Source organism: Kitasatospora sp. RG8 (assembly GCF_017813315.1).
GTDB lineage: Bacteria > Actinomycetota > Actinomycetes > Streptomycetales > Streptomycetaceae > Kitasatospora.
The window spans coordinates 67,305-90,421 of sequence record NZ_JAGIYX010000036.1; the positions used below are offsets into that span (position 1 = coordinate 67,305).

Consider the following 23,117-nt stretch of genomic DNA (forward strand, 5'->3'; position numbering starts at 1 on the left):
ACTGAGAGCGGCACTGACGGAGGTAGCGGCGGCGGCACTGAGAGCGACACCGGCGGAGGTACCGGCGGAGGCGGAGGCACCGACGGAGGGGAGCCCCGCCACCGGTGCACCCCGGCCGGGATCAGCCCCGCTGCGGCAGGACCGACTTGAGGGCGTCGGGCGTCCGGGCGACCACGGCGTGGCCGTCGTCCGCGGTGATGATCGGGCGCTGGATCAGGATCGGGTGCGAGGCCATCGCCGCGATCCAGCGGGCCCGGTCGCCCGGCTCCCTGGTCCACTTCTTCATCCCGAGGTCCTTGGCGGACTGCTCGTCGAGCCTGGTGATGTCCCACGGCTCCAGACCCAGCCGCTCCAGCACCTGCTCCAGCTCGGCAGCGGTCGGAGGGTCCTCCAGGTAGCGCCGCACGGTGTACTCGGCGCCCACGGCCTCCAGCTCGCCGAGCGCCGTTCGGCACTTCCCGCAGCGCGGGTTGATCCAGATCTCCATACGGCCAGCGTACCGACCGCCCGCCCCGGCGCAGGCGAACCGGAGTCGGGCCGGGCACGACCGGCCGGGGACGCACGGGAACTTCCCTCCGCCCGCGGAGGGTTGAGAGGCCAGGGCTCGGGTCTCGGGAGGGGAGCACCGGATGGACGGCGCATCGATCATCGAGCAGCTGATGACCGGCGAGGGCAGGGCGGACCCGTACCCGCTCTACGCGCGGGCGCACGGGCTGGGCGCGGCCGCCACCGCCGGGCCGGGCACCGTCCTGGCCATCGGGCACGCCGCCGCGAGCCAGGTGCTGCGCAACCCGGCCTTCGCGCTGGAGGACACCGAGACGCTGCTGCTGTCCGACCCGCTCCTCGCCCGGCACTCCTCGGTCACCCTGCTCGGCCGCTCGATCCTCCAGCGCAACGCGCCCGACCACGGCCGGGTCCGCTCGTTGATCGCCTCGGCGTTCAACGCCCGCCGGGTGGCCGCACTGCGGCCGGCCGTGGTGGCGGCCACCGGCCGGCTGCTGGAGGGCATGGCGGAGAGCGGCGCGGACGGCTCGCCCGTCGACTTCATGGACGCCTTCGCCTTCCGGCTGCCGGTCGAGGTGATCTGCGAGCTGCTCGGCGTCCCCGGGCCGGACCGCTTCCGCTTCCGCGGCCTTGCCGGGGACCTCACCATCGCGCTGGAGCTGGTGCAGGACCTCGACGAGCTCACCGCCGCCGACGAGGCCGCCGACGAGCTGTCCGACTACTTCACGGAGCTGGTCGCGCAGCGCCTGGCCCACCCCCGGGACGACCTGGTCAGCGACCTCGCCCGGACCGCCGCGGACGCCCCCGGCCGGATCTCCGGCGCCGAGCTGCTGGCCAACCTGGTGCTGCTGCTGGTGGCCGGCTTCGAGACCACCACCAACCTGCTGGGCAACGGGCTCGCCCTGCTCTTCCGCCACCCGGCGGTGATGGACGGCTTGCGGACCGGCTCGGTCGCCCCCGCGCTGCTCACCGACGAGGTGCTCCGCCACGACTCGCCGGTCCAGCTCACCGTGCGGGTCGCGGCCGCCGAGGGGCTCGCCGTGGGCGGCGTGCCGACGCCGCCCGGGACCGTGGTCGTGGTCCTGCTGGGCGCGGCCAACCACGACCCGGCCCGCTACGACCGCCCGGAGCTGTTCGACCCGGGCCGCACAGACAGCCAGCCGCTCAGCTTCGGCGGCGGCCCGCACTACTGCCTGGGCTCCCAGCTGGCCCGGCTGGAGGCGGAGGTCGCCGTGCCGGCCCTGCTGGACCGCTTCCCCCGGCTGGCCCCCGGCGGCGTGTCCACCCGCCGGGACCGCCTGGTCCTGCGCGGCTACGAGACCCTGCCGGTCACCGTGCGCTGACCCCGGCCGGTCACCGTGCGCTGACCCCGGCCGGTCACCCTGCGCCGACCCCGGCCGGGCGCCGCGGAGACCTGGGGCGTCCGGCCCCTGCGGGCGGGACCACCGGAAGGCGCCGCCGCGCCGCCGTTGGGGGAGCATGGAAGGGCGAACCGGTCGTCCCGGAGCGGTCCGCCCCGGACCGGTGCCCCCACCGGCCGGCCAGGAGGTCTCCGTCGTGCCCGCAGTTCCCCGCCCGCCGCACCCGGTGGCCGAGGACCCGAAACCGCCGCGCTGGGTGGCCTGGCTCCCGGCGGTGCTGGTGATCCTCGACCTGGCGGCCGAGGCGGTGGTCCCGGACGCCGTCGCGGCCGGTTTCCTGCTGACCGCGCTGCCGGTCGTGGTGGCGTTCAGCTACGGCCCGGCCGTCACCGCGGGCGCCACGGCCGGCACCCTCGCCCTCCAGCTGCTGCTGGCCCATCGCGCCGGGCACCTGGGCGAGCAGCACCACGTCTGGGTGTACATCTCCACGCTGCTCGCCGGGGTGATGGGCACCGCCCTGTCCTGGCAGCGGATCCGGCAGGGCCGCACCCTGCTGCGCGCCCGTACGGTGGCCGAGACCCTGCAACGGACCGTCCTGCGCCCGGTCCCCGAACGGGCCGGCGGGCTGCGGGTGGCGGGCCTGTACCGCCCGGCCGAGGCCGAGGTGCTGGTCGGCGGCGACCTCTACGAGGTCTGCGACACCCGCTTCGGCGCCCGGGTGCTGCTGGGTGACGTCCGCGGCAAGGGCCTCGGCGCGGTCCGGACGGTGGCGGACGTGCTCGGCGCCTTCCGGGCGACCGCCCATGACACCGCCGGCCTGGTCGAACTGGCCGAGCAGCTGGACCGCGCGGTGCTGCGCGACGCGGCCGCCCGGGGCGACGAGGAGCTGTTCGTGACCGCCGTCCTGCTCCAGTACCGGCCCGGCGCGGAGTACGTGGAGATCGTCAACCGGGGTCACGTCACGCCGCTGCTGCTCTCCGGTCACACCATCACACCGGTGCGCTGCCCGTTCGAGCTGCCGCTCGGCCTCGGCAGCCTCGGCCGGGCCGTGCCCGGCGAGCCGGGCGCGGCCGCCGTGTCCGAGGGGCGGGCCGTGCCCGAGGTGCCGACCGGGCCCGCGGCCGTGGCCCTGCCGCCCGGCCACACCCTGCTGCTCTACACCGACGGAGTGAGCGAGGCCCGTGACGCCGCCGGAGCCTTCTACCCGCTGGCCCGCCGCCTGGCCACACTCGGCACGACCGCCCCGGACTGCCTGGTCGCCTTCCTCGCCCACGACGTCCACGCCTACGCCGGCGCGCTCGCCGACGACCTCGCCGTCCTCGCCCTCGCCCGGGACTGACCACTGCCGGGACCGACCACTGCCGGCATCGGCCGTGGCGGTGTCGTCCCACCTCGTCTGCGTCACGCCACCCGGTACGCCACGGCGAGGCGGACAGATCGATTTCCTCCCACGGGTGGGGGATGCTGGGAAGCGGCCTTCAACCGGTCGAGCGCGGCCGGTCCCGCCCGGGTGGCCGGCTCGGACTCCCGGCCCCGCCTTCGCGGGGAGGACACGGACGGTGGCGTCACCGGCGTGGAGCCGGAGGCCCTCGACACCGAGGAGGCATCGGTGTCCGGGAGCCTCGACGGAGAGGCCGGCGGTTCGACCGGCGAGGGCGGCGCGGTCCGGGTGCGGCTCCGCGAGCCCGGGCCCCCGGGGCCGGGAACATCCGCGAGGCAGATCGGCGCGGCTCTTCGGGGCGTGCGATCCCACCGAGGGTTGGAGGAAGCTGTGAAGGACCTCAAGTTCGAGCAGAAGAAGTCTCTGTCGCGCCTTGAGGCCGCGGACCTGCTGTCGGCGATCGCCGACGCGCTGCGGCACGGCGATGGTGCCAAGCTGGATTTCGGCCCCGGGACGGTGAGCCTGCGGATCCCCGAGGAACTCCGCAGTGAGATCGAGATCGAGCTCGGCGATGGCCAGCTCGAACTCGAAGTCGAGCTCAAGTGGCCGGTCCCGTCGGCCGGTACGGGTTCGCCGCGGCCGGCGACCGGCCCGCAGGACGAGTCCTCACCGGGCTGAGGCGGGCTGGGATCCCGCCCGGCCGGGGCGCCCGCCGCAGATCGCCCGAGCCCCCGGCCGGTCACCGGCCTGGGCGCCGAAGCTCCTGGAATCCGCCGTCACCGGCAGGGGGGCTTCGGCGCCCAGTGGTTCGCGCCGGCCGTCACGGCGGCGGCGCTGGCGATGCCGATCAGCGCCCCGACCGCCACGTCGCCCGGGTAGTGGACTCCGGTGTGGACGCGGGAGTACCCGACCGCACAGGCGAGCGCGCCGAGCGGGAACGCGAGCGCGGGAAGAGCGGATCCGGTGACCGCCGCGAAGGCGACCGCGGCGGCGGTGTGCCCGGAGGGGAGGGAGGGGGTGGAGGGCATGGGGACGTGGCGCTCGATGGTGCTCGCGGCCGCCAGGCGGTCGGGCCGTGGGCGTCGCACCAGCTGCTTGACCACCAGGTTCGCGCCGGCCGAGGCCGTCCCGACGGCGAGGACGCCGAGCAGTGCCGCGCGCCGCGTCCGGCCGGGGCGTAGGGCGAGCAACCCGGCCGTGGCCAGGGAGAGCTTGGAGTGGTCGGCGGCGGACGACAGGCGTCGCAGGCCGCGGTCGAGTGTCGGGGTGTCGGTGGCGGCCACCGTGGCGTAGACGGCGCTGTCGAGGGCCATCAGGTCGCGCACCACGTCACGGGCGCTAGCCATCGGCGCGGTCCGACGTGGCCGGGGCCGACCGGGGCCGGCCGAGGGCCAGCGAGAGCAGTGCGCGCCAGTCGAGGGGCGGCGCCTCCGTCGGCGTACCGGGCCGGTTCCTGGGTACCAGGACCCGCAGCGCACCGGGGCGGATGCCGCAGGTGACGGGGGTGGGCAGCTGGAGCGCTTCACCGTCGACGGCGATCGGGATGACGTCCGTGTCCGAGACCACGGTGACCTCGGGAGACGTCAGGACGCTCAGCCCGGGAGCCCGGGCGCCGCGGAGAGCGACCTGCGCCGCCTGTGCGGCGTTGCTCACGTGGATCCCGACGACACCCAGGGTGCCGAGGTCGAGCCGGGGTCTGCGGGCGGCCAGGGCCGCGGGAGTGGGCGCGGCGTAGGGGTTGTTGCTGATCAACAGGGCCTGCTGGGCCTCCAGACGGCCGGTTGCCGTCAGTGCGTCGACCAGGTGGCCGGTGTAGCCGTGCAGCAGGTCGGGCAGCGCGTCCAGGGTGGCGCCGGCCTTGGCGTCGCGGTACTCGGGGCTCTGCACGATCTGCGCGTACACCCCGAAGGAGACCGTGTTGACGAACGGCCGGCCGTCGACCGTGCCCAGGTCGACGCGCAGTTCCTCGCCGTCGCTGAGCGCGTCGAGGCACCGGTCGGGAGCGTCGCGGTCGAGGCCGAGGTCCATGGCGAAGTGGTTGCGGGTGCCGGCGCTGATCACCAGGAACGGCAGGTCGTGCTCGGCGGCGACCGCGGCCACGAGGGCCTGCGTGCCGTCGCCGCCGGCGACCCCGAGCAGGTCCGCGCCGTCGGCCACGGCGCGGCGGGCGATCGCCCCGACGTCCGTCCGGGTGGACGGGTCCAGCAGCACGACCCGCGCGCCGAGTGCCTCGGCCTTCTCCACCAGCCCGAAGCGTTCGACCTTGCCGCCCCCGGACTTCGGGTTCATGATCAGCACCGGATGCAGGGGAGCCCGGGACGGGACCGCCCGCATGCCCTGGGGCCTTCCGGTCACGCGCAGGGCCGCCCTGGCACAGAGCCCCGCCGCCCCGAGGAGCAGGACGGCGGCCAGTGCGGCGGGCCACAGGTCCGCCCAGGCGTAGAGCACCAGCACGGCCGCGGGGGCGGCGAGGGTGAGCAGCGCCCCGACCACCCGCAGCGTGCCGTGCTGGGACACCACCCACCAGGTCCCGGCCGCTGCGACGACCAGGCAGGCCACCCCGACGACGACGATCAGCAGGCCGCCGGGCCCGCGTACGGCCACCAGGGCCACCAGTGCGCCCGCCAGGAAGCCCAGTGCCAGCCGCGCCAGCAGACGTCCCCGCGCGGCCGTGGGTGAATCGGTCGGGCCCATTGCGCTCCCTCCTGCCGTCCCGGACGGCGCCAGGTCGGTCCCCGTGGCGGGAGGTACGACACGGTGGTGCCACCCGTGCCAGGATGTCCGCCACTGGCCGGCCCGGCACCCGGTGAGGGCCGAACGGCGGACGGCCCAGCGGGTCCGCCCGCATCGCGGGCCCGCGATGCGGGACGGCGGCCTCCGCGTGAGGGAAGCGCACACGCGGTTGCGTCCGATCGTCCGACAGTGCCGGCAACCTCCGTGTGGGCGGTCAGGCGTCGGATCTGCCCTCACGGCCGCTCCCCATCGGCACGAGACCCCTGGTCCGGCCACTTCGTCAGGTGGTCGGACCAGGGGTGTTCGTCTCAGCTGATCGGTCGGGCTGATCGGTCGGCCAACCGGGCTGACCGGCTGCACCCCGCGCCGGCTCGTGAGGGGCGGGGCAAACGAGGCCCGTCGGCCCGTCAGGCCACCGTCCCGCCCGCGTTGCGGATCAGCTGCTGGAGCACCTTCACCGTGGTGACGTAGTCCGCGTCGTCGATGCCCTTGTGGAGGGCGGCGCGGATCGCGGGGGCATTGCGCGCCAGGTCGACCCGGGCTCGTTCCCCTTCCCCGGTGAGCCACAGGCGGTCCTCGCCGTCCCGCCTCAGCCAGCCGCGCTCGACGAGCACCGCGGACTCCGCCGCCAGGTCGTCCTCGGGCCGGAGGTAGGACCTCATGGCCTCCGTCAGCTCGGGCAGGGTCATCCCCTCGCCATCGGGTGAGATGTCGTTCGCCGACAGGTTGCGCAGCAGCCAGAACTGCGGCTGGGTGTAGCTCTTCTCGGCCTGCCGGGCCCGGGTGTACGCGATCAGCGCCTCGTAGGCGACACCGGTCCAGTAGGCGGCGGGCTGTCCGGCGAGTTCCGCATCGGACATCTGCTGGTTCGTCATGAAATCTTCCTCTGCTGTCACTTCGGGCGCGAAGCCTGCCGTGCAGGCCGCGCCTGCCCTGCAAGCCGTGCAGGTCGTGCAAGCCGTGCAGGTCGTCAGTCGACCGCGACGGTGTTCTGGGCGGCGCCGATGCGCCAGGTGCCGTCCTCCTTGACCACGATGTAGAAGGGGCGGCCCTCGGGCCGGTCGGTGATCCGGGTGCCGTCGTGGCGGACCGGCTGCTGGCGGACGTTCACCGCGGCGACGTCGGGCCGCAGGAAGAGCACGCGCTCGACGTCGTAGACGGCGGACGACTCGGCCGTCGCACCGGGCAGCACCTTCCGGGTGAAGGCCGCGATCTCCTCGAAGCCCGACAGCCGCTTGCCGTGGCCGGTGGTCCACACCGGGTCCTCCCGGCGGAAGACGCCCAGGAACCGGTCGACCAGCTCGTTCTGCTGGGCGTGCTCGACCTCGGCGACCAGGAGGCGGATCGCGGTCACCTCGGCGTCGGTCTCCGGGCCGTCGGGGGCGCCGAACACCTCGACCGGCCGGTACGAGCCGGACACCAGCTCGGTCAGCACGCCCGGCCGGCCCGGTCGCCAGCCGAGGGCGGTACGGGCGGCGGCGCCGCTGACGCTCTGGTCGAGGGCGAGCGCGTCCGCGAAGAGCGGGCCGAAGATTTCGGCGGCCTGCTCCGCCGGCACCGCGTGCGGGGTGGCGAGCACCCCGGCTGCCCGGCCGGCGGCCCGGGCGAGGTCACGGACCGGGACGGCCGACTCGCCGACGCCGTGCCAGACGGTGCCGGCCCCGGCCCGCTCGACGGCGGCCACGAACAGCTCGGCCAGGTCGTCCACGTGGACGGTCGGCCAGCGCACACCCTCCTCGCCGTAGTACTCGGGCACCTCCTGCCGGCGGGCCCGGTCGACGAGGATGGCGGGGATGCCGCCGCCGCGGCCGTACACGATGCCCGGCCGGACGACGACCGCGCGTACGCCCTCGGCGGCCTCGGCCAGCACCCGCTGCTCGATCCGCGGGCGGTAGCCGACGATGTCGATCGGGTTGGTCGGGCTCTCCTCGCCGACCTCCTGGGCCGTGCCGGTGGCGCCGAGCACCCAGACGCCGCTGGTGTAGACGAAGGGGCGGCCGGTGCCGCGCAGCGGAGCGGCGAGCGCCTCGACGGCGGCGGTGTCGACATCGGCGTCGCCGCTCGGGGGAGCCAGGTGGATCACCGCCTCGATCTCGGAGGTCACCGCGCCGGCCAGCGAGGCCGGGTCGGCGGTGTCTCCGACCAGCTGGGCGTGCCAGGCCCGGCCGGGCCGCGGCTCGGCGCCGCGGGTGAGCGCGACGACCTGGTGGCCGGCGGCGGTGAGGCGGTCGGTGACGGCGGAGCCGATGTAGCCGGTGGCACCGGTGAGCAGAACCTTCATGACATTCCCGTCTTGACGAACGAGGCGTTGCGTCTCGTCCGATGGCATGGTGACGTGCTTCGAATCCGCGCAGTGCGCGCGGGGTTTCGTCTCAGAGATTGATCATTTGTCCGGCGATGCCGTGGATCGCCTCCTTCAGGGCCTCCCCGAGGGTCGGGTGCGCGTGGATGTTGCGCGCCACCTCGTGGACGGTCAGGGCCCACGGCTGAGCGAGCGTCAGTTCCGGCGTCAGCCGGTAGTGCCGCGAGTCCGCCAGACGGTCAGGCTGGTCAGCAGGCCGACCGCCGCACCGACCCAGAGCGCGGCGGTGAGGGTGGCGGCGTCGACGACGAGGCCGCCGAACAGGGCACCGAGGGCGATGGCGAGGTTGAACACCGAGGTGTTCAGGGCGGTGGCCGCCTCGGCCTCCCGGGGCGCCGACTGCAGGATCCAGGTCTGCACGCTCACCGGAACCCCGCCGAAGGCCAGGCCCCAGCCGATCAGCAGCGCGATCCCGCCGACGGGGCTGGTACCGACGATCGGGAACAGCGCCAGGATCACGGCGAGCAGCAAGCCGATGGCCGTGATCACGCGGCGGACGTCACGTCCCACCAGCGCGCCGGCCAGGAAGTTGCCGAGGATGCCGGCCGCGCCGAAGACGAGGAGGAGCGGGCCGACCATGCCCTGGCTGATGCCGGAGACGTCCTGCAGCACCGGGCTGACGAAGGTGAACGCCGCGAAGTGACCGCCCACCAGCAGGAACGTGGTCAGCACCCCGGCGCGGACGGCACGGTTGCGCAACTGCGCCCCGAGCGTGCGCAGCCGGACCGGGTCGCTCGCGGGCAGCGACGGCAGCAGGACGAGCAGGGCGCCCACGACGAGCAGGCCGAGGCCGCCGACGGTGGCGAACGCGGCCCGCCAGTTGCTGAACTCCCCGATCAGGGTGCCGGCCGGCACACCCAGGACATTGGCTGCCGTGGCGCCGCCGAACGTGATGGCGGTCGCACGGCCCACGTACGCGGCGGGCACCATGCGCACCGCGATCCCGGCGGCGAGCGCCCAGAAGCCGCCGATGCTGATGCCGACCAGGAACCGCGAGGCGAGCAGGACGGTGAAGTCCGGGGCGAGTACGGACAACAGGTTGGCCCCGGCCATCAGACCCAGCAGGACGATCAGGACCGTACGCCGGTCACCGCGCCGGATCAGCACGGGCAGCAGCGGCGCGGTGGCGGACGCGACGAGACCGGGCACGGTCACCATCAGGCCCGCCGTCCCCTCGGAGACGTCGAAGGAGCCGCCGATCGGAGTGAGCAGCCCCATCGGCAACTGCTCGGCGGTCACCATGGCGAAGGTGCCGACGGCCACCGCCGCCAGGGCGAGCCATCGTCGTAGCGGGACGACGGCCGGTAGACCGGGCCCGAGCGTCGGCACGTGGCCGGCGTCGGTGCCCTGGACGGGCTCGACGATGGTCATGAGGGAACTCCTTGTGTGGGACGGGCTGTGCGGGAACCGGTCCACGGGCAGGGACCCGCCCGTTGACCGCGGGAGAGGAAGGGACGCCAACCCGCCGAGAACGGCGGAGGGCATCGGGGGAGGGCGGGGCTCAGGGCGGGGTGACGGTCAGGGCGCCCCGGGTACCCCACCGGTCGAGCACCGCGTAGGCGGGCTGCCACCGGTGCGCGTACGCGTGGTGCGCGGACTCGGGCAGGAGCTGCGTCAGAACGGCGGCCACGGTCCGCCCGGTGACGCCGTCCAGGAGCCAGGGCAGGATCCGTGCCGCGTCGGCCCCGATCCGCTGGGCGTGGACGCGCCCGAAGTGCTCCCACTGCTCCTTGCCCAGGATGATCTGGACCAGCGGGAAGACGGCTTCCTCCTCGTGGCGGAGGTGTCCGCGTAGACCGGTGACCAGCGAGCCGACGAGCTCGCCGAACAGGTCGAGCCCGAGATCGGGGCCGGCCAGCGCCTGGTCGATCGCCTCGATCAGGAGGGCGAGCGAGGCGTGCTCGGCCTCGATCGCCTCCAGCCGCACCAGGGAGAAGGGGCGGCCGTCCAGGGCCTGGCGCAGCGAGGGCCACAGGGCGTCGTCCTCGGCGGTGTGGTGGGCGTGCAGAGCACTCCGGAACAGCTCCCAGCCCGCGGCGCTGCGCAGGACGTTCCGGGGATCGGGGTGGGCGCGGGTGGCGGCTCGGGCAAGGTGGTGCAACTCCCTTCGCAAGGCGTTGTGCATCGCGTACGTCACGGTCATGTCGAACCTGTCTCGCACGTCTGTCTGACTCCTGGTGCCGGTGACCGGGTGAGCCCGTGTCAGGCAGTGGCGTCGTGACTGGTTCTCCGGGAACAGGGCAGCGCAAAGCCACGCCTGACGAGCGGGACATCATGGAGAGGGCAGGGGCGGCGGGTTGGAACCGAGGCCCTCGACGAGCCCCCTGCCCGGGTGCCTCAAGCCTCCCGCGGGAGCCGTGTCCGGATCAACGCAGGCTTCGTGCGTCGATCGATAACCCGACCGTTATCGCTGTGCGGGAGCGGTGGCGGAACGACGCGACGGGGAGGACCTCCCGGCCTGGCGGATGAGTCGCACTCCGGTCGGGACGGCCGAACGGCTCCGTGCGGCCGGCGGCCTCGACGCACACCGCGCGGCTCCGCCGTCGGGCGGCGGGTCGGGCACTCCGCGGCAGCCGATCGCCACCTCGCCGGCGACGGCATCCTCACCCCGCCGGCGGCAGCGGCTTCCTCGGCTGCGGGACGTGACGGCGCGTCAGAACCGGAACGTGCCGAGTTCGCGCACGGTGTCGGCGAGCGCGCGGATCGGCTCGTTCTCGGCGTCGGTCCGCCAGACCAGGGCGTAGGAGAGCGTCGTCAGGTCCGGGACGGGTATCCAGCGGACGTTCGGCATGCCCCAGTGCCGGGTGACGTGGCTGGGGAAGCCGTGGATGATCTCGCCCATGCCGACCCGGTTGATCAGGTCCTCCGCGTCGGTCACGGGCCGACCGCGTTCGATCGTCCGGCCCCGGGGCGAGTGGAAGGGCAGGTAGCCGTCCTCCCAGTAGTCCGGCATGGCGGGTGGCATGGGGTGCGGGAAGTCGGCGAACATCTCCAGTCGCACCGACGTGCGCCGGGCGAGCTCGTGGTCGGCGGACACGCCGAGGATCCGGGGGTCCGTCAACAGGACCGGGCCGACGGTGAAGTCCGGTTCCTTCACGGGCAGCCAGACGACCAGGACGTCCAGGTCGCCGTCACGGAGCCGGCCGAACGGATCGATGTAGTTCAGCTGGCGGATCTCCAGCTCCCACTGCGGGCACCGGGAGCGGAACTCCCTCCAGTAGAAGTGCAGGTCGACGACGTTGAACGGCATCATGCCGACGCGGAGCCGGCCGGTGACGCCGCGGGCGGCGAGCCGGGCGCGTTCCAGGGACTCGTGCAGGCCCGCGTAGACCGGCTGCAGGTCGTCGCGCAGCTGGCGTCCGACGTCGGTCAGGCGCACGGTGCGGCTGGTGCGCTCGAACAGCACGGCGCCGATGCGCCGCTCCTGTTTCTTGATCGCCTGGCTGACCCGGGCCTGGGAGACCCGGAGCCGCTCGGCGGTCCGGCCGAAGTGCAACTCCTCGGCCAGCACCAGGAAGATCTCGATGTCCCGCAGTTCCATCACGCCCCCGTGTACTTCTGCGGCCCGACGACCCGGAGGCCGTCGAGCCGCAGAAGTATATGGTGATCGCTGCTCGGTGCGCAGGACCGGTGACCGGAACGGGTGCGCCGGTCGGGTTGTTCCCGCAGGTCGGAGGGAGCTTTACAGGTCGTAGTAGAGCTCGAACTCGTGCGGGTGCGGGCGCAGGGCGATCGGGGCGATCTCGTGGGTCCGCTTGAAGTCGATCCAGGTCTCGATCAGGTCGGGCGTGAAGACGTTGCCCGCGAGCAGGTACTCGTGGTCGGCCTCCAGGGCCTCCAGGACGGCCGGCAGCGAGGACGGCACCTGGGGGACGTTGGCGTGCTCCTCCGGGGCCAGCTCGTAGAGGTCCTTGTCGACCGGCTCCAGCGGCTCGATCTTGTTCTTGATGCCGTCGAGGCCGGCCATCAGCATCGCGGCGAAGGCCAGGTACGGGTTGGACGCAGGGTCCGGCGCGCGGAACTCGATGCGCTTGGCCTTGGCGTTGGAGCCGGTGATCGGGATGCGGATCGCGGCCGAGCGGTTGCGCTGCGAGTACACCAGGTTGACCGGCGCCTCGAAGCCCGGGACCAGCCGGTGGTAGGAGTTCACCGACGGGTTGGTGAAGGCCAGCAGCGACGGGGCGTGCTTGAGCAGCCCGCCGATGTAGTAGCGGGCGGTGTCGGAGAGCCCGGCGTAGCCCTGCTCGTCGTAGAAGAGCGGCGAGCCCTCGGTCCACAGCGACTGGTGGACGTGCATGCCCGAGCCGTTGTCGCCGAAGATCGGCTTCGGCATGAAGGTGGCGGTCTTGCCGTTGCGCCAGGCGACGTTCTTGATGATGTACTTGAACAGCATCAGGTCGTCGGCGGCGTGCAGCAGGGTGTTGAACTTGTAGTTGATCTCCGCCTGGCCGGCGGTGCCGACCTCGTGGTGCTGGCGCTCGACCTCGAGGCCGGCCGCGGCCAGTTCCAGGGACATCTCGGCGCGCAGGTCGGCGAAGTGGTCGACCGGCGGGATCGGGAAGTAGCCGCCCTTGTACTTGACCTTGTAGCCGCGGACGTCGCCCTCGGCGGAGCCGGTGTTCCAGGCGCCCGCCTCGGAGTCGATGTGGTAGTACGAGGCGTTGGCGCTGGTGTCGAAGCGGACCGAGTCGAAGACGTAGAACTCGGCCTCGGGACCGAAGTACGCGGTGTCGGCGATGCCGGAGGAGGCGAGGTAGGCCTCCGCCTTCTTGGCGACGTTGCGCGGGTCGCGGCTGTAGGCCTCGCCGGTGACCGGGTCCTGGATGAAGAAGTTGATGTTGAGGTGCTTCTCGGTGCGGAACGGGTCGAGCCGGGCCGTGGCCAGGTCCGGGACGAGTGCCATGTCGGACTCGTGGATGGCCTGGAAGCCGCGGATCGACGAGCCGTCGAACATCAGGATCTCGGACGGGTCGAAGGTGGCCGCGGGCACGGAGAAGTGCTGCATGACGCCCGGCAGATCGCAGAACCGGACGTCGATGAACTTCACATCGTTGTCCTGAATGAACTGCTTCACTTCGGCGGCGTTGTTGAACATCCATCCTCCTCGGCGTGCGAATGGGCTCACCCTAGGAATGGCCCGTTTCCAACCGGTGACCCGGTCGTTTCCTGAATGTTAACCGGCCGTGTTGAACGGGCGGCAAAGTCGTACGCTCCGGGACAAAACGCTTCGCCCTCCCGGGGCGGGCCTCCCGAGTGGTCTGGACCACTTGGAAACCGCCCGGAGACGCGATTCACCCTCCGGGGGAGGCGGTGCAGGTCCGGACCGCCCGCCCGGTTAGTGTGGATTCGTGGACACCAGAGAAGCGTTGGGATCGTGGATCGACGGCCCGAAGGCGGCCGCCGAGAAGATGGGCACCGACTTCGGCTACCGCGGTGAGCGCCTCGGGCTGCCGCAGGAGGGCCCCGGCTCGATCGCCGGCCCGGGCCGCCGGCTGGGCGCACTGTTCGTCGACGGCTGGCTCGTCTCCCTGGTCGCCTTCGGGCTGATCGCCAAGGGCTCCCCGGGCTCGGCCAACATGTGGACCACCCCGCTCTTCTTCACCGTCACCGTGCTGCTGCTCGCCACCACGGGGACGACCGTCGGCAAGCGGCTGTTCGGCCTGCGGGTGGTGCGCCTGGACGGCAGCCGCGCGACCATCCCGCAGGTGCTGCTGCGCACGCTGCTGCTCTGCCTGCTGGTGCCGGCCCTGGTCTGGGACCGTGACTCCCGCGGGCTGCACGACAAGGCGGTCGGCACCGCCGAGGTCCGCATCTGACGCCGGAGGGTGGCCCCTGAACGCGCCCCTCGGCGGTCGAGCGCCGTGGAGGCCCGGCGGTGAGGTCCTGGAGGTCCGGCGGTGAGGTCGTGAAGGCCCCCCCGCAAGGCCCCTGCAAACGTCGAACGGCCCCGCCGCGGAACTTCCGCGGCGGGGCCGTTTCGTACGAATGGGGAGGGGTGGATCAGCGGGCCTGGCCGCCCTTGGGCATCCGGGCACCCTTGGGCATCGGGCCCTTGGGGATCGGCGCCTTGGAGAGCAGGTCGCCCAGCGCGCGCAGCCGGTCGTTGGTCTCGGTGACCTGGGCCGGGGTGATGGCGCGCGGCAGACGCATCAGGTGGATCTGCAGCTTCTTGAGCGGGATCTCGCCCTCGCCGTCGCCCACCACGATGTCGTGCACAGGGACGTCACCGACGACCCGGGCCATCTTCCTCTTCTCCGAGGCCAGCAGCTGGCGCACCCGGTTCGGGTTGCCCTCGCCGATCAGCGCGATGCCGGCCCGGCCCACGGCGCGGTAGACCGCGTCCTGGTTGCGGGTCACCGCCACCGGGGTGGGGCTCGCGCTCCAGCCTCGCCGGATGTTGTTGAGCACCGCCGCCACGGCTCCCGGCTGCCCCTCCATCTGCCCGAACGCTGCGCGCTCGGCCCGGCGCCCGAAGACGATCGCCATGGCCAGGAAGGCCACGATGAAGCCCAGGATGCCCAGGTAGATGGGGTGGTCGATTGCGAAGCCGATGGCGAGGAACACGCCGAAGGTCAGCAGGCCGACGCCGGCGATGATCAGGCCGATCTTGGTGTCGACCTTCTTGGTCATGGTGTACGCCAGGCGGATCTGCTTCAGCCGCCCGGGGTTTTCGGATGTTTCCCTCGCCATAACGCTCATGGTACGTGCCGTGGGTACGGGATATCCAAGCCCGGGTGCCCGTTCGCCCCGAACCGTGACCCGGGTGAACCCGCGCGGCTGCGTACGGGTACGAACACCGGGCACCCGGCCGACGGTGCGGGGCCTGTCGGGCGGGCCCCGCTACCGGTGTGCCGCCCCGGCTGCCGGGCTGCCGGGGCGCGTGTCGCGCTCGCGGTCCGCCGCGTACCGGCGGTTCTCGCAGACCGCCGCCCAGGCGTTGCGCCGGGCCTGGCGCTGGCCGCCCGCCAGCAATACGCTCTCGGCCAGCCGCAGCGCGGTGCCCACGGACCGGATGCCGACCTGCATGTCGAACAGCTCCCCTCGTGGCGGAAATGATTCGAACGGTCTCATCATCACCACCCCGTGTTACCAGTCCGTGACCTGCCAGTCAAAGCAGGATGAACCCGAAGAACCCGAAGGGCGGAGCCTCGGCTCCGCCCTTCGGTGGCCTGAAGTCGCCGGTCCGGTCAGACCGCCGCCTGCTCGCGGCGCTCCAGGGCCTGCCGGTAGAGCCGCCCGGCGCGGTACGAGGAGCGCACCAGCGGGCCGGACATGACGCCGGCGAAGCCCAGCTCCTCGGCCTCCTGCTGGAGCTCGACGAACTCGTGCGGCTTCACCCAGCGCTCCACCGGGTGGTGGCGCAGCGACGGGCGCAGGTACTGGGTGATGGTGATCAGCTCGCAGCCGGCGCCGACCAGGTCGGCCAGCGCCTGGCTGACCTCCTCGCGGGTCTCGCCCATGCCCAGGATCAGGTTGGACTTGGTGACCAGCCCGGCCGCGCGGGCCTGGGTGATGACGTCCAGCGAGCGCTCGTAGCGGAACGCGGGCCGGATCCGCTTGAAGATCCGCGGAACCGTCTCGACGTTGTGCGCCAGCACCTCGGGGCGGGACGAGAAGACCTCGGCCAGCTGCTCGGGCACCGCGTTGAAGTCGGGGATCAGCAGCTCGACGCCGGTGCGCCCGGCCTCGCGCGCGGCCGTCATCTCGTGCACCTGGCGCACCGTCTCGGCGTACAGCCAGGCGCCGCCGTCCTCCAGGTCGTCGCGGGCGACGCCGGTGATGGTGGCGTAGTTGAGGTCCATGGTCACGATGGACTCGGCAACGCGGCGCGGCTCGTCGCGGTCGAACTCGGCGGGCTTGCCGGTGTCGATCTGACAGAAGTCGCAGCGGCGGGTGCACTGGTCACCGCCGATGAGGAAGGTCGCCTCGCGGTCCTCCCAGCACTCGAAGATGTTGGGGCAGCCGGCCTCCTGGCAGACCGTGTGCAGCCCCTCCTTCTTCACCAGCGACTGGAGGGCGTTGTACTCCGGGCCCATCTTCGCGCGGGTCTTGATCCACTCGGGCTTCCGCTCGATGGGGGTCTCGCTGTTGCGGACCTCCAGGCGGAGCAGCTTCCTGCCGTCGGGTGCGACAGCGGACACGTGCGACTCCTAGAACTAGACGGGGTACCCCCAGGGTACGCCTGTGCTTGTACGGCTTTCGCCGGGCCTGCAGCCCGCAATCGCAGGGCAACATCGCTACCGGCGGGTAGATTCCCCGGGCGTTCCGGGGGATTGCCCGGAACGCCCGGGCGGACGGCCCCGGACAGGGCCCGGGCGGACGGCCCGGGCCCTCCCGGTCAGCGGCCGAGTGCCGGTTCCGGCAGTTCGGCGAACACGTCCGCCAGGTGCTTCTCGACCGCGTCCAGCGCCTCGCCGACCGGGAACTCCCGGTCGAGCTCGCCGGAGAGCGAGGCGACGCCCGCGTCCCGGATGCCGCACGGCACGATCCGGTCGAACCAGGTCATGTCGGGATTGCAGTTCAGCGCGAAGCCGTGCATGGTCACCCCGCGCGAGACGCGCACGCCGATCGCGGCGAGCTTGCGGTCGTCGCCGCGCTGCCCCGCGTTGGACGGCGCGTACTCCGGCCCGGCGAGCCGCGGGTCGATGCCGAGCGGCAGGCCCATCCGCAGGGTCAGCTTGCCGAGGTCGACCACCTGCGACGGGTCCACCACCGCGTCCGGGATGGCCTCGCCCAGCACCCAGACCCCGCTGCGGCCCTCGACCCGGGTGGTCTCCACGCCGAAGTCGCCGCAGGCCCGGATCAGCGACTCCTCCAGCCGGCGCACGTACGCGACGACGTCCATCGGCTCGGGGAGCTTCACGATCGGGTAGCCGACCAGCTGGCCGGGGCCGTGCCAGGTGATCTCGCCGCCCCGGTTGACCTCGACCACCGGGGTGCCGTCCAGCGGCAGGTCGGCCGGGTTGGTGCGCCGGCCCATCGTGTAGACGGGCGGGTGCTCCAGCAGCAGCACGGTGTCGGGGATCTCGTCCGCGACCCGCAGCGCGTGCAGCCGCTGCTGCTCGGCCCAGGCCTCCTGGTAGGGGACGGCGCCCTCGCCCATGCCCATCCGCACGAACCGCACGTTCGCGCTCATGCGCCCACCTCGCCGTGCTCGGCGGTCACGTCGCGCAGCGCGGACCTCTCGATGGTTCGCTCGCTCACTGCTGCTGCTCCTTGCCAGGCGTTCGAGACCAACCTCGCCACTGTACGCCCCGGCCGTGACCGGTCGTTCAGGTGTCCGAGGGCGGCCCGGGTCCGGCGGTCCGCTCAGGCGCCCGCGAGCAGTTGGAGGCGCAGCGCCAGTTGGAGCTCCAGCGAGCGCTCGGGGTGGTTCCAGTCGCGGCCGAGCAGCACCTCGACCCGGTCCAGCCGCTGCACCACCGTGTTCACGTGGACGTGCAGCTCGTCCTTGGCCCGGGTCAGGCTGCCGCCGCAGTCGAAGTAGGCGCGCAGCGTCCGGACCAGTTCGGTGCCGCGCCGGGCGTCGTAGTCCAGCAGCGGGCCGAGCGTCGCGCCGACGAAGCCGTCCACGTCGTGGCCGTCCCCGAGCAGGACCCCGAGGAAGCCGAGTGCCCGGGCCGAGGCGCCGTCCCCGGCCCGGCCGAGCACCCGCAGCGCCCGGACGCAGCGCAGGCCCTCGGCGTACGAGGCGGCGAGCGCCACCGGGCCGCCGGCGGGCCGGCCCGCGCCCACGGTGACCGGGAACCCGGCCAGCCGGGCGAGCCGCTGGGCGGCCCGCTCGGCCGCTTCCTGGGGGGCGCCCGCCGAGCCGTCGTCCGGGAGCAGCAGGACGACGGCCTCGCCGTGCTCCGCGCTGATGCCGCGCGAGCCGAACAGGTACCGCCCGGCGGCGCCCGCCAGCCGGCTGCGGTCGGTGGCGGCGGTGCCGGGGGCGCCGGCGGGCTCGGCGACCAGTACCAGGTGCGGGCGGCCGAGGTCCACGCCGAGCCGGCGCCCGCGCGCGGTCAGCCCGGCCGGGTCGCGGTCGGGGGCGGTGAGCAGGTCGGCGAGCAGCTCGCCGCGGACCCGGTTCTCGGTCTCGGCGACCGAGCGGCGCAGCAGCAGGAGCAGCGCGGTGACCACGCCGGCCCGCTCGAACAGCCGCCGGTCGGCGTCGTCCAGGCCGGGCCGGCCGCGCAGCACCAGGGTGCCCAGCGGCTCCTGGCCGGCCAGCACCGCGCAGACCCAGGTGTCGCCGTGCCGCACCGACCGGCCCTCGGAGCGGGACGCGGCCACCGCCTCGGCCAGCCCCTCGGCGGGCGCGGCCCGGCCGGCCAGCGGTTCACCGCCGGTGTCCAGCACGGCTATCTCGCCGCCCAGCAGGGCGGCCACCGCGGCGGCCACGTCCGGCACCTCGGCGCCGCGCAGCACCAGGTCGGTGAGCCGGTCGTGGCCCTGCTCGGCGCGCTGGACGGCGGCGGCGTGGGCCCGGACCAGCTCGTTGGCGGTGTTCAGTTCGGCGAGCGCGGCCCGGGTGTCGGCCAGTGACTTGGCGGTGTCCAGGGCGATCGCGGCGTGCGCCGCCAGGGTGCAGAGCAGCGCGACCTCGTCGGGGGAGAAGGCGCGCGGCGAGCGGTCGGCGGCGAACAGGACGCCGATCACCTGCCCGCCGAGCAGCAGCGGCACCCCGATGATCGCCACCAGCCCCTCGTCGAGCACCCCGGCGTCGATCGTGCCGGTGTGGTGGAAGCGCTCGTCGGTCCGGTAGTCGGGGGTGGCGTACGGGCGGGCGGTCTGGGCGACCAGGCCGCCGAGGCCGTCGCCGAGGCTGAGCCGAAGGGTCTGGAAGAGCACGGACACCGAGCCGTCGGTCACCCGCATGTAGGTGTCGCCGGCGGCCTCGTCCGGGAGGGTCAGGTAGGCGGTGTCGGTGCCGAGGAGCATCCGGGCCCGGCGGACGATCGCCTGGAGCACGGTGTCGAGGTCCCGGGAGGCGGCGAGGTCCCCGGCGGTGTCGAAAAGGGCCGTCAGCTCGGCCTCGCGTCGGCGGTGCTGACGCAGCGTCCGGTGCACCCGCAGCGCCTGCCAGGTGGCGTCGTCGATCTCGCTCAGCACGGCGCCCGGCGCTCCCCGGCGGCGGGCGTCGGCCAGCACGTCGGCGAAGTCCTCGGTGGCGGCGCCGGAGGCGAGCAGGTCGAGCAGCCGCCGCAGCGCGGGCGCCGAGCCGGTGTGGGGGAGGGGGTCGTTCACGGTACGGCCGCCAATCGGCAGTGGGTCACAGGCCCCAGGGACGGAAGCGCGATCGTAGCTGTTCAGCCCCGGTGCCCGTGGCGGGCCGGCGCTCGTGCGGTCAGGAGCGCCGGCCGTCGAACGGGGCGTCAGGCGGTCGCGGGCTCCCCGGCCACCGCGGCCCCGGGAGCGGATCCCGGTTCGGCCCCCGGTTCGGCCCCCGGCTCGGTCTCCGCCAGGTCGCTGCCCCGGGTCTCCCGGCCGCAGACCACCGCGAGGACGGTGATCGCCGCCGCGATCGCCACGTACACCGCGATCGGGGTGGAGCTGCCGTAGTCCTTCAGCAGCGCGGTGGCGATCAGCGGGGCGGGCGCGCCGGCCGCCACCGAGGCGAACTGGGCGCCGATCGACGCGCCCGAGTACCGCATCCGGGTGGCGAACAGCTCGGAGAAGAAGGCGGCCTGCGGTGCGTACATGGCGCTGTGGAAGACCAGTCCGACGGTCACCGCCAGCACCAGCGAGCCGAACGACCGCGTGTCCACCAGCCCGAAGAAGACGAACGCCCAGATCCCGACGCCCACCGCTCCGGCCAGGTACACCGGCTTGCGGCCGACCCGGTCGGAGAGCGCCCCGAAGAGCGGGATCAGGGCGAACTGGACCGCGGAGGCGATCAGTACCGCGTTCAGCGCGGTCTGCTTGGGCAGGTGCACCTGCGTCACGGCGTACGCCAGGACGAACGTGGTCATCACGTAGTACGAGATGTTCTCCGCCATCCGCGCGCCCATCGCCACCAGTACCTCCCGCCAGTGGTGGCGCATCACCGCGACCAGCGGCGGCTGCTCGGGCTGCCGCCGCGAGGCCTTGCGCGCCTCGGCCCGGGCCAGCGCCTCCTTGAACAGCGGGGACTCGTCCACCGCCAGCCGGATCCACATCCCGACCGCGACCAGCAGCGCGGAGAGCAGGAACGGCACCCGCCAGCCCCATGCGAGGAAGGTCGCATCGGACTGCACGGTCGTCAGCAGCGACAGCACGCCCGCCGCCAGCAGGTTCCCGGCCGGCGCGCCGCCCTGCGGCCAGGACGCCCAGAACCCGCGCCGCCGCTGGTCGCCGTGCTCCGAGACCAGCAGCACCGCGCCGCCCCACTCGCCGCCGAGCGCGAAGCCCTGCACCAGCCGCAGCAGGGTCAGCAGCACCGGCGCCGCCACGCCGACCTGGTGGTACGTCGGCAGCAGCCCGATCAGCGTGGTCGAGCCGCCCATCAGCAGCAGGCTCACGACCAGCAGTTTCTTGCGGCCGACCCGGTCGCCGAAGTGCCCGAAGACCAGTGCGCCGAGCGGCCGGGCGGCGAACCCGATCGCGTAGGTGAGGAAGGAGAGCAGCGTTCCGGTCAGCGGATCGCTCGCCGGGAAGAACACCTTGCCGAAGACCAGTGCGGCGGCCGTGCCGTACAGGAAGTAGTCGTACCACTCGATGGTGGTGCCGATCAGGCTGGCACCGACCACCTTCCACAGTGGTGAGCCCGGTCTGGCGGCGGTGGGAGAACTGGCCATGGGGGTCGAGCCTCTCGGACGGGGGACGGGAGGGGGGAGGGTCAGCGCGCGGTCCAGCCGCCGTCGACGGGGAGGCTGGCGCCGGTGATGTAGGAGGCGTGCGGGGAGCAGAGCCAGACGGCGAGCTGGGCCACCTCGTCGGGCTCGATCAGCCGCTTGACGGCGGTGCGGTCGAGCATGATCTGCTCCACCACCTCGTCCTCGCGGATGCCGTGCGCCAGCGCCTGGCCGGCGATCTGCCGCTCGACCAGCGGGGTGCGGACGTAGCCGGGGTTGATGCAGTTGCTGGTGACGCCGTACGGCGCGCCCTCCAGGGCGACCGTCTTGCTCAGCCCCTCCAGCGCGTGCTTGGCGGTCACGTAGGCCGACTTGAACGCGCTGGCGCGCAGGCCGTGGACGGAGGAGATGTTGACCACCCGCCCCCAGTCCTGCTCGTACATGTGCGGCAGGGTGCGGCGCAGGATGCGGAACGGGGCCTCGACCATGACCCGCTGGATCAGGGTGAAGCGTTCGAGCGGGAACTCGTGCACGGGCGCGACGTGCTGGAGGCCGGCGTTGTTGACCACGATGTCGGCGTCGTCCGGCAGGCCCTCGACCGCCTCCGGGTCCGAGAGGTCGGCGACGTGGGCGACGCCGCCGATCCGCTCGGCGACCTCCCGGGCCGGGGCGGCCGCGAGGTCGACGACGTAGACCCGGGCGCCGGCCTCGGCGAAGGCCTCCGCGCAGGCCCGGCCGATGCCCGAGGCGGCCCCGGTGACCAGGGCCGTACGGCCGTCGAGCGGGCGGGCTGAAGTGGTGTCCATGGCCGAGAACGGTAGGAATCCGGCGGCCCGGCTCCTATGTGGTGGTGGCCTACAGCAGGCCGGTGAACTGTGGTGGTCAGCACTACGACGGCCGATCGGCGGTTCAGCCACCCGGAGCCAAACCCATCCTGTCCGGGCTTCCCCACAATGGGCGCCGATGGTTCACCCGTTCGGAGGATTGCTCGGCCAGAACCACCCATAGCGCCCGAATGCTCGCTACATTCGCGCCGATTCCCGACAGGGGGCGCCGCCACGGGCAGCCGAAGTGCTGGTGGAGCCGGTGCGGCGTCCGAGAGGTGTTGACTGACTATGCCCCAACGGCCTGCAACCGACAGCCCGGCGTACGGACCGCTCGACCCGCTCGACCAGCACAGGGGTCCGGTCGGCCGGGCCCTTCCGGACGCCCCCGACGCCCCGACCGCCGACGAGTTGCGAGTGCCCGTGCAGATCACGTCCGTCACGCCCGAACGGCACCAGGGCCCCGCCGCCCCGGACGACTCCGTCCCGGACGGCTCCGCGGCGCCGGCTCCGCCCGCACCCGCCGCACCCGCCGCACCCGCACCGTCCCCGTCGACGGCCGGCCACTCCGGCCCGGGCCCGCAGAACGGCCAGCTGGCCGCGCTGATCGAGGAGGCCGGCTTCTCGCACGCCGGCCTCGCCCGCCGGGTCGACCAGCTCGGCCTGGAGCACGGCCTCGACCTGCGGTACGACAAGACCTCCGTCACCCGCTGGCTCCGCGGCCAGCAGCCGCGCGGCGCCACCCCGGCGCTGATCGCCGAGGTCTTCACCCGCCGGCTCGGCCGCCGCCTCACCGCCCAGGACCTCGGCCTGGACGCCTGCGCGCCGGTCTACGCCGGCCTGGAGTTCGCCGAGACGCCGCAGGAGGCGGTGGACATCGTGGCGAGCATGTGGCGCAAGGACAACGGCCCGCAGTCCGAGCTGCGCCGGATCGCCTTCACCCCGGCCGGGCTGGTCGTCCCCAGCCGGGACTGGCTGATCGGCCGGACCGACGAGCGCGTCGCCCGGGACGGCTCCACCCTGCCCCGGCCGGACGCGCCCGGCGCGCCGCCCGCCACCGCGCCGGGCGCGTCCGCCGCACCCCCGGCGCGCGGACCGGTGTCCGGGCCCTCCGGTGCGCCCCGGCCGCCGGCTCCGGCCACGGCCCAGGCCTGCCAGGGCAGGTCGAGGCCGTGGGAGGCGGCGGTGAGGTGG

At 73.5% G+C, this 23,117-nt stretch carries 20 protein-coding genes and 1 pseudogene; 5 read left to right on the forward strand and 16 right to left on the reverse strand.

The genetic code is table 11. The features are described 5' to 3' along the window. Positions 1–121: 121 nt before the first annotated feature. Positions 122–487 carry an arsenate reductase family protein gene (locus J5Y04_RS35510; RefSeq protein ID WP_148645418.1) on the reverse strand — a complete coding sequence of 122 codons (366 nt, stop codon included), beginning with the start codon at positions 485–487 and terminating at the stop codon, positions 122–124. Between the two features lie 142 nt (positions 488–629). Between J5Y04_RS35510 and J5Y04_RS35515 the strand changes: the two genes are divergently transcribed. The 3 genes from J5Y04_RS35515 (at position 630) to J5Y04_RS35525 (ending at position 3,924) form a co-directional block, all read left to right on the forward strand. Then, complete coding sequence (locus J5Y04_RS35515; protein WP_209416652.1) at positions 630–1,847, forward strand: cytochrome P450; 1,218 nt, start codon at positions 630–632, stop codon at positions 1,845–1,847. A gap of 214 nt (positions 1,848–2,061) precedes the next feature. Next, complete coding sequence (locus tag J5Y04_RS35520) at positions 2,062–3,204, forward strand: PP2C family protein-serine/threonine phosphatase (RefSeq protein WP_209416653.1); 1,143 nt, start codon at positions 2,062–2,064, stop codon at positions 3,202–3,204. Positions 3,205–3,636: 432 nt separating this feature from the next. After that, positions 3,637–3,924: an amphi-Trp domain-containing protein gene (locus tag J5Y04_RS35525; RefSeq protein WP_209416654.1), complete on the forward strand. Its 288-nt coding sequence runs from the start codon at positions 3,637–3,639 to the stop codon at positions 3,922–3,924. A 98-nt stretch (positions 3,925–4,022) separates the two neighbouring features. Here the strand turns inward: J5Y04_RS35525 and J5Y04_RS35530 are convergent, their stop codons facing one another. The 8 genes from J5Y04_RS35530 to glnA all read right to left on the reverse strand — a co-directional run bounded on the left by J5Y04_RS35530 (position 4,023) and on the right by glnA (position 13,436). After that, positions 4,023–4,592: a phosphatase PAP2 family protein gene (locus J5Y04_RS35530; protein WP_245206112.1), complete on the reverse strand. Its 570-nt coding sequence runs from the start codon at positions 4,590–4,592 to the stop codon at positions 4,023–4,025. After that, a complete protein-coding gene (locus J5Y04_RS35535) occupies positions 4,585–5,940 on the reverse strand; it encodes a diacylglycerol kinase family protein (RefSeq protein ID WP_209416655.1) in 1,356 nt (451 codons plus the stop codon). Before J5Y04_RS35535 ends, J5Y04_RS35530 begins: the two co-directional genes overlap by 8 nt. Before the next feature lie 446 nt (positions 5,941–6,386). Beyond that, positions 6,387–6,854, reverse strand: a complete 468-nt coding sequence (locus tag J5Y04_RS35540) for a MarR family transcriptional regulator (RefSeq protein WP_209416656.1) — start codon at positions 6,852–6,854, stop codon at positions 6,387–6,389. Positions 6,855–6,949: 95 nt separating this feature from the next. Then, the gene (locus J5Y04_RS35545) at positions 6,950–8,260 is read right to left on the reverse strand and encodes an SgcJ/EcaC family oxidoreductase (protein WP_209416657.1); all 1,311 of its coding nucleotides are present in this window, start codon (positions 8,258–8,260) and stop codon (positions 6,950–6,952) included. Between the two features lie 228 nt (positions 8,261–8,488). After that, positions 8,489–9,712, reverse strand: coding sequence for an MFS transporter (locus tag J5Y04_RS35550; RefSeq protein ID WP_209416658.1), 1,224 nt, complete (start codon positions 9,710–9,712; stop codon positions 8,489–8,491). A gap of 130 nt (positions 9,713–9,842) precedes the next feature. After that, positions 9,843–10,502, reverse strand: a complete 660-nt coding sequence (locus tag J5Y04_RS35555; RefSeq protein WP_307853468.1) for a hemerythrin domain-containing protein — start codon at positions 10,500–10,502, stop codon at positions 9,843–9,845. A gap of 492 nt (positions 10,503–10,994) precedes the next feature. Next, complete coding sequence (locus J5Y04_RS35560) at positions 10,995–11,882, reverse strand: LysR family transcriptional regulator (protein ID WP_209416659.1); 888 nt, start codon at positions 11,880–11,882, stop codon at positions 10,995–10,997. Positions 11,883–12,023: 141 nt separating this feature from the next. Then, a complete protein-coding gene (glnA, locus tag J5Y04_RS35565) occupies positions 12,024–13,436 on the reverse strand; it encodes a type I glutamate--ammonia ligase (RefSeq protein WP_209416660.1) in 1,413 nt (470 codons plus the stop codon). Between the two features lie 253 nt (positions 13,437–13,689). Here glnA and J5Y04_RS35570 point away from each other — a divergent pair, with 253 nt between their 5' ends. Beyond that, positions 13,690–14,157, forward strand: coding sequence for an RDD family protein (locus J5Y04_RS35570; protein ID WP_209416661.1), 468 nt, complete (start codon positions 13,690–13,692; stop codon positions 14,155–14,157). A gap of 184 nt (positions 14,158–14,341) precedes the next feature. Here the strand turns inward: J5Y04_RS35570 and J5Y04_RS35575 are convergent, their stop codons facing one another. The 7 genes from J5Y04_RS35575 to J5Y04_RS35605 all read right to left on the reverse strand — a co-directional run bounded on the left by J5Y04_RS35575 (position 14,342) and on the right by J5Y04_RS35605 (position 21,905). Further along, positions 14,342–15,031 (reverse strand): DUF4191 domain-containing protein, encoded by a 690-nt coding sequence (locus J5Y04_RS35575; RefSeq protein WP_148645436.1) that lies wholly within the window; start codon positions 15,029–15,031, stop codon positions 14,342–14,344. A gap of 150 nt (positions 15,032–15,181) precedes the next feature. Next, positions 15,182–15,367 (reverse strand): hypothetical protein, encoded by a 186-nt coding sequence (locus J5Y04_RS35580; protein ID WP_209416662.1) that lies wholly within the window; start codon positions 15,365–15,367, stop codon positions 15,182–15,184. Positions 15,368–15,528: 161 nt separating this feature from the next. Further along, entirely contained in the window at positions 15,529–16,482 is a 954-nt protein-coding gene (gene lipA, locus J5Y04_RS35585) for a lipoyl synthase (protein WP_209416663.1), read from the reverse strand. 197 nt (positions 16,483–16,679) lie between these two features. Beyond that, positions 16,680–17,477: a lipoyl(octanoyl) transferase LipB gene (lipB, locus tag J5Y04_RS35590; RefSeq protein ID WP_209416664.1), complete on the reverse strand. Its 798-nt coding sequence runs from the start codon at positions 17,475–17,477 to the stop codon at positions 16,680–16,682. A gap of 173 nt (positions 17,478–17,650) precedes the next feature. Next, positions 17,651–19,573 (reverse strand): GAF domain-containing protein, encoded by a 1,923-nt coding sequence (locus J5Y04_RS35595; RefSeq protein WP_209416665.1) that lies wholly within the window; start codon positions 19,571–19,573, stop codon positions 17,651–17,653. Between the two features lie 128 nt (positions 19,574–19,701). Continuing rightward, entirely contained in the window at positions 19,702–21,102 is a 1,401-nt protein-coding gene (locus tag J5Y04_RS35600) for an MFS transporter (RefSeq protein WP_209416666.1), read from the reverse strand. Between the two features lie 41 nt (positions 21,103–21,143). Further along, positions 21,144–21,905 carry a 3-hydroxybutyrate dehydrogenase gene (locus J5Y04_RS35605; RefSeq protein ID WP_209416667.1) on the reverse strand — a complete coding sequence of 254 codons (762 nt, stop codon included), beginning with the start codon at positions 21,903–21,905 and terminating at the stop codon, positions 21,144–21,146. A gap of 309 nt (positions 21,906–22,214) precedes the next feature. Between J5Y04_RS35605 and J5Y04_RS42465 the strand changes: the two are divergent. Continuing rightward, positions 22,215–23,117, forward strand: a pseudogene (locus J5Y04_RS42465) (hypothetical protein); the annotation flags it as partial.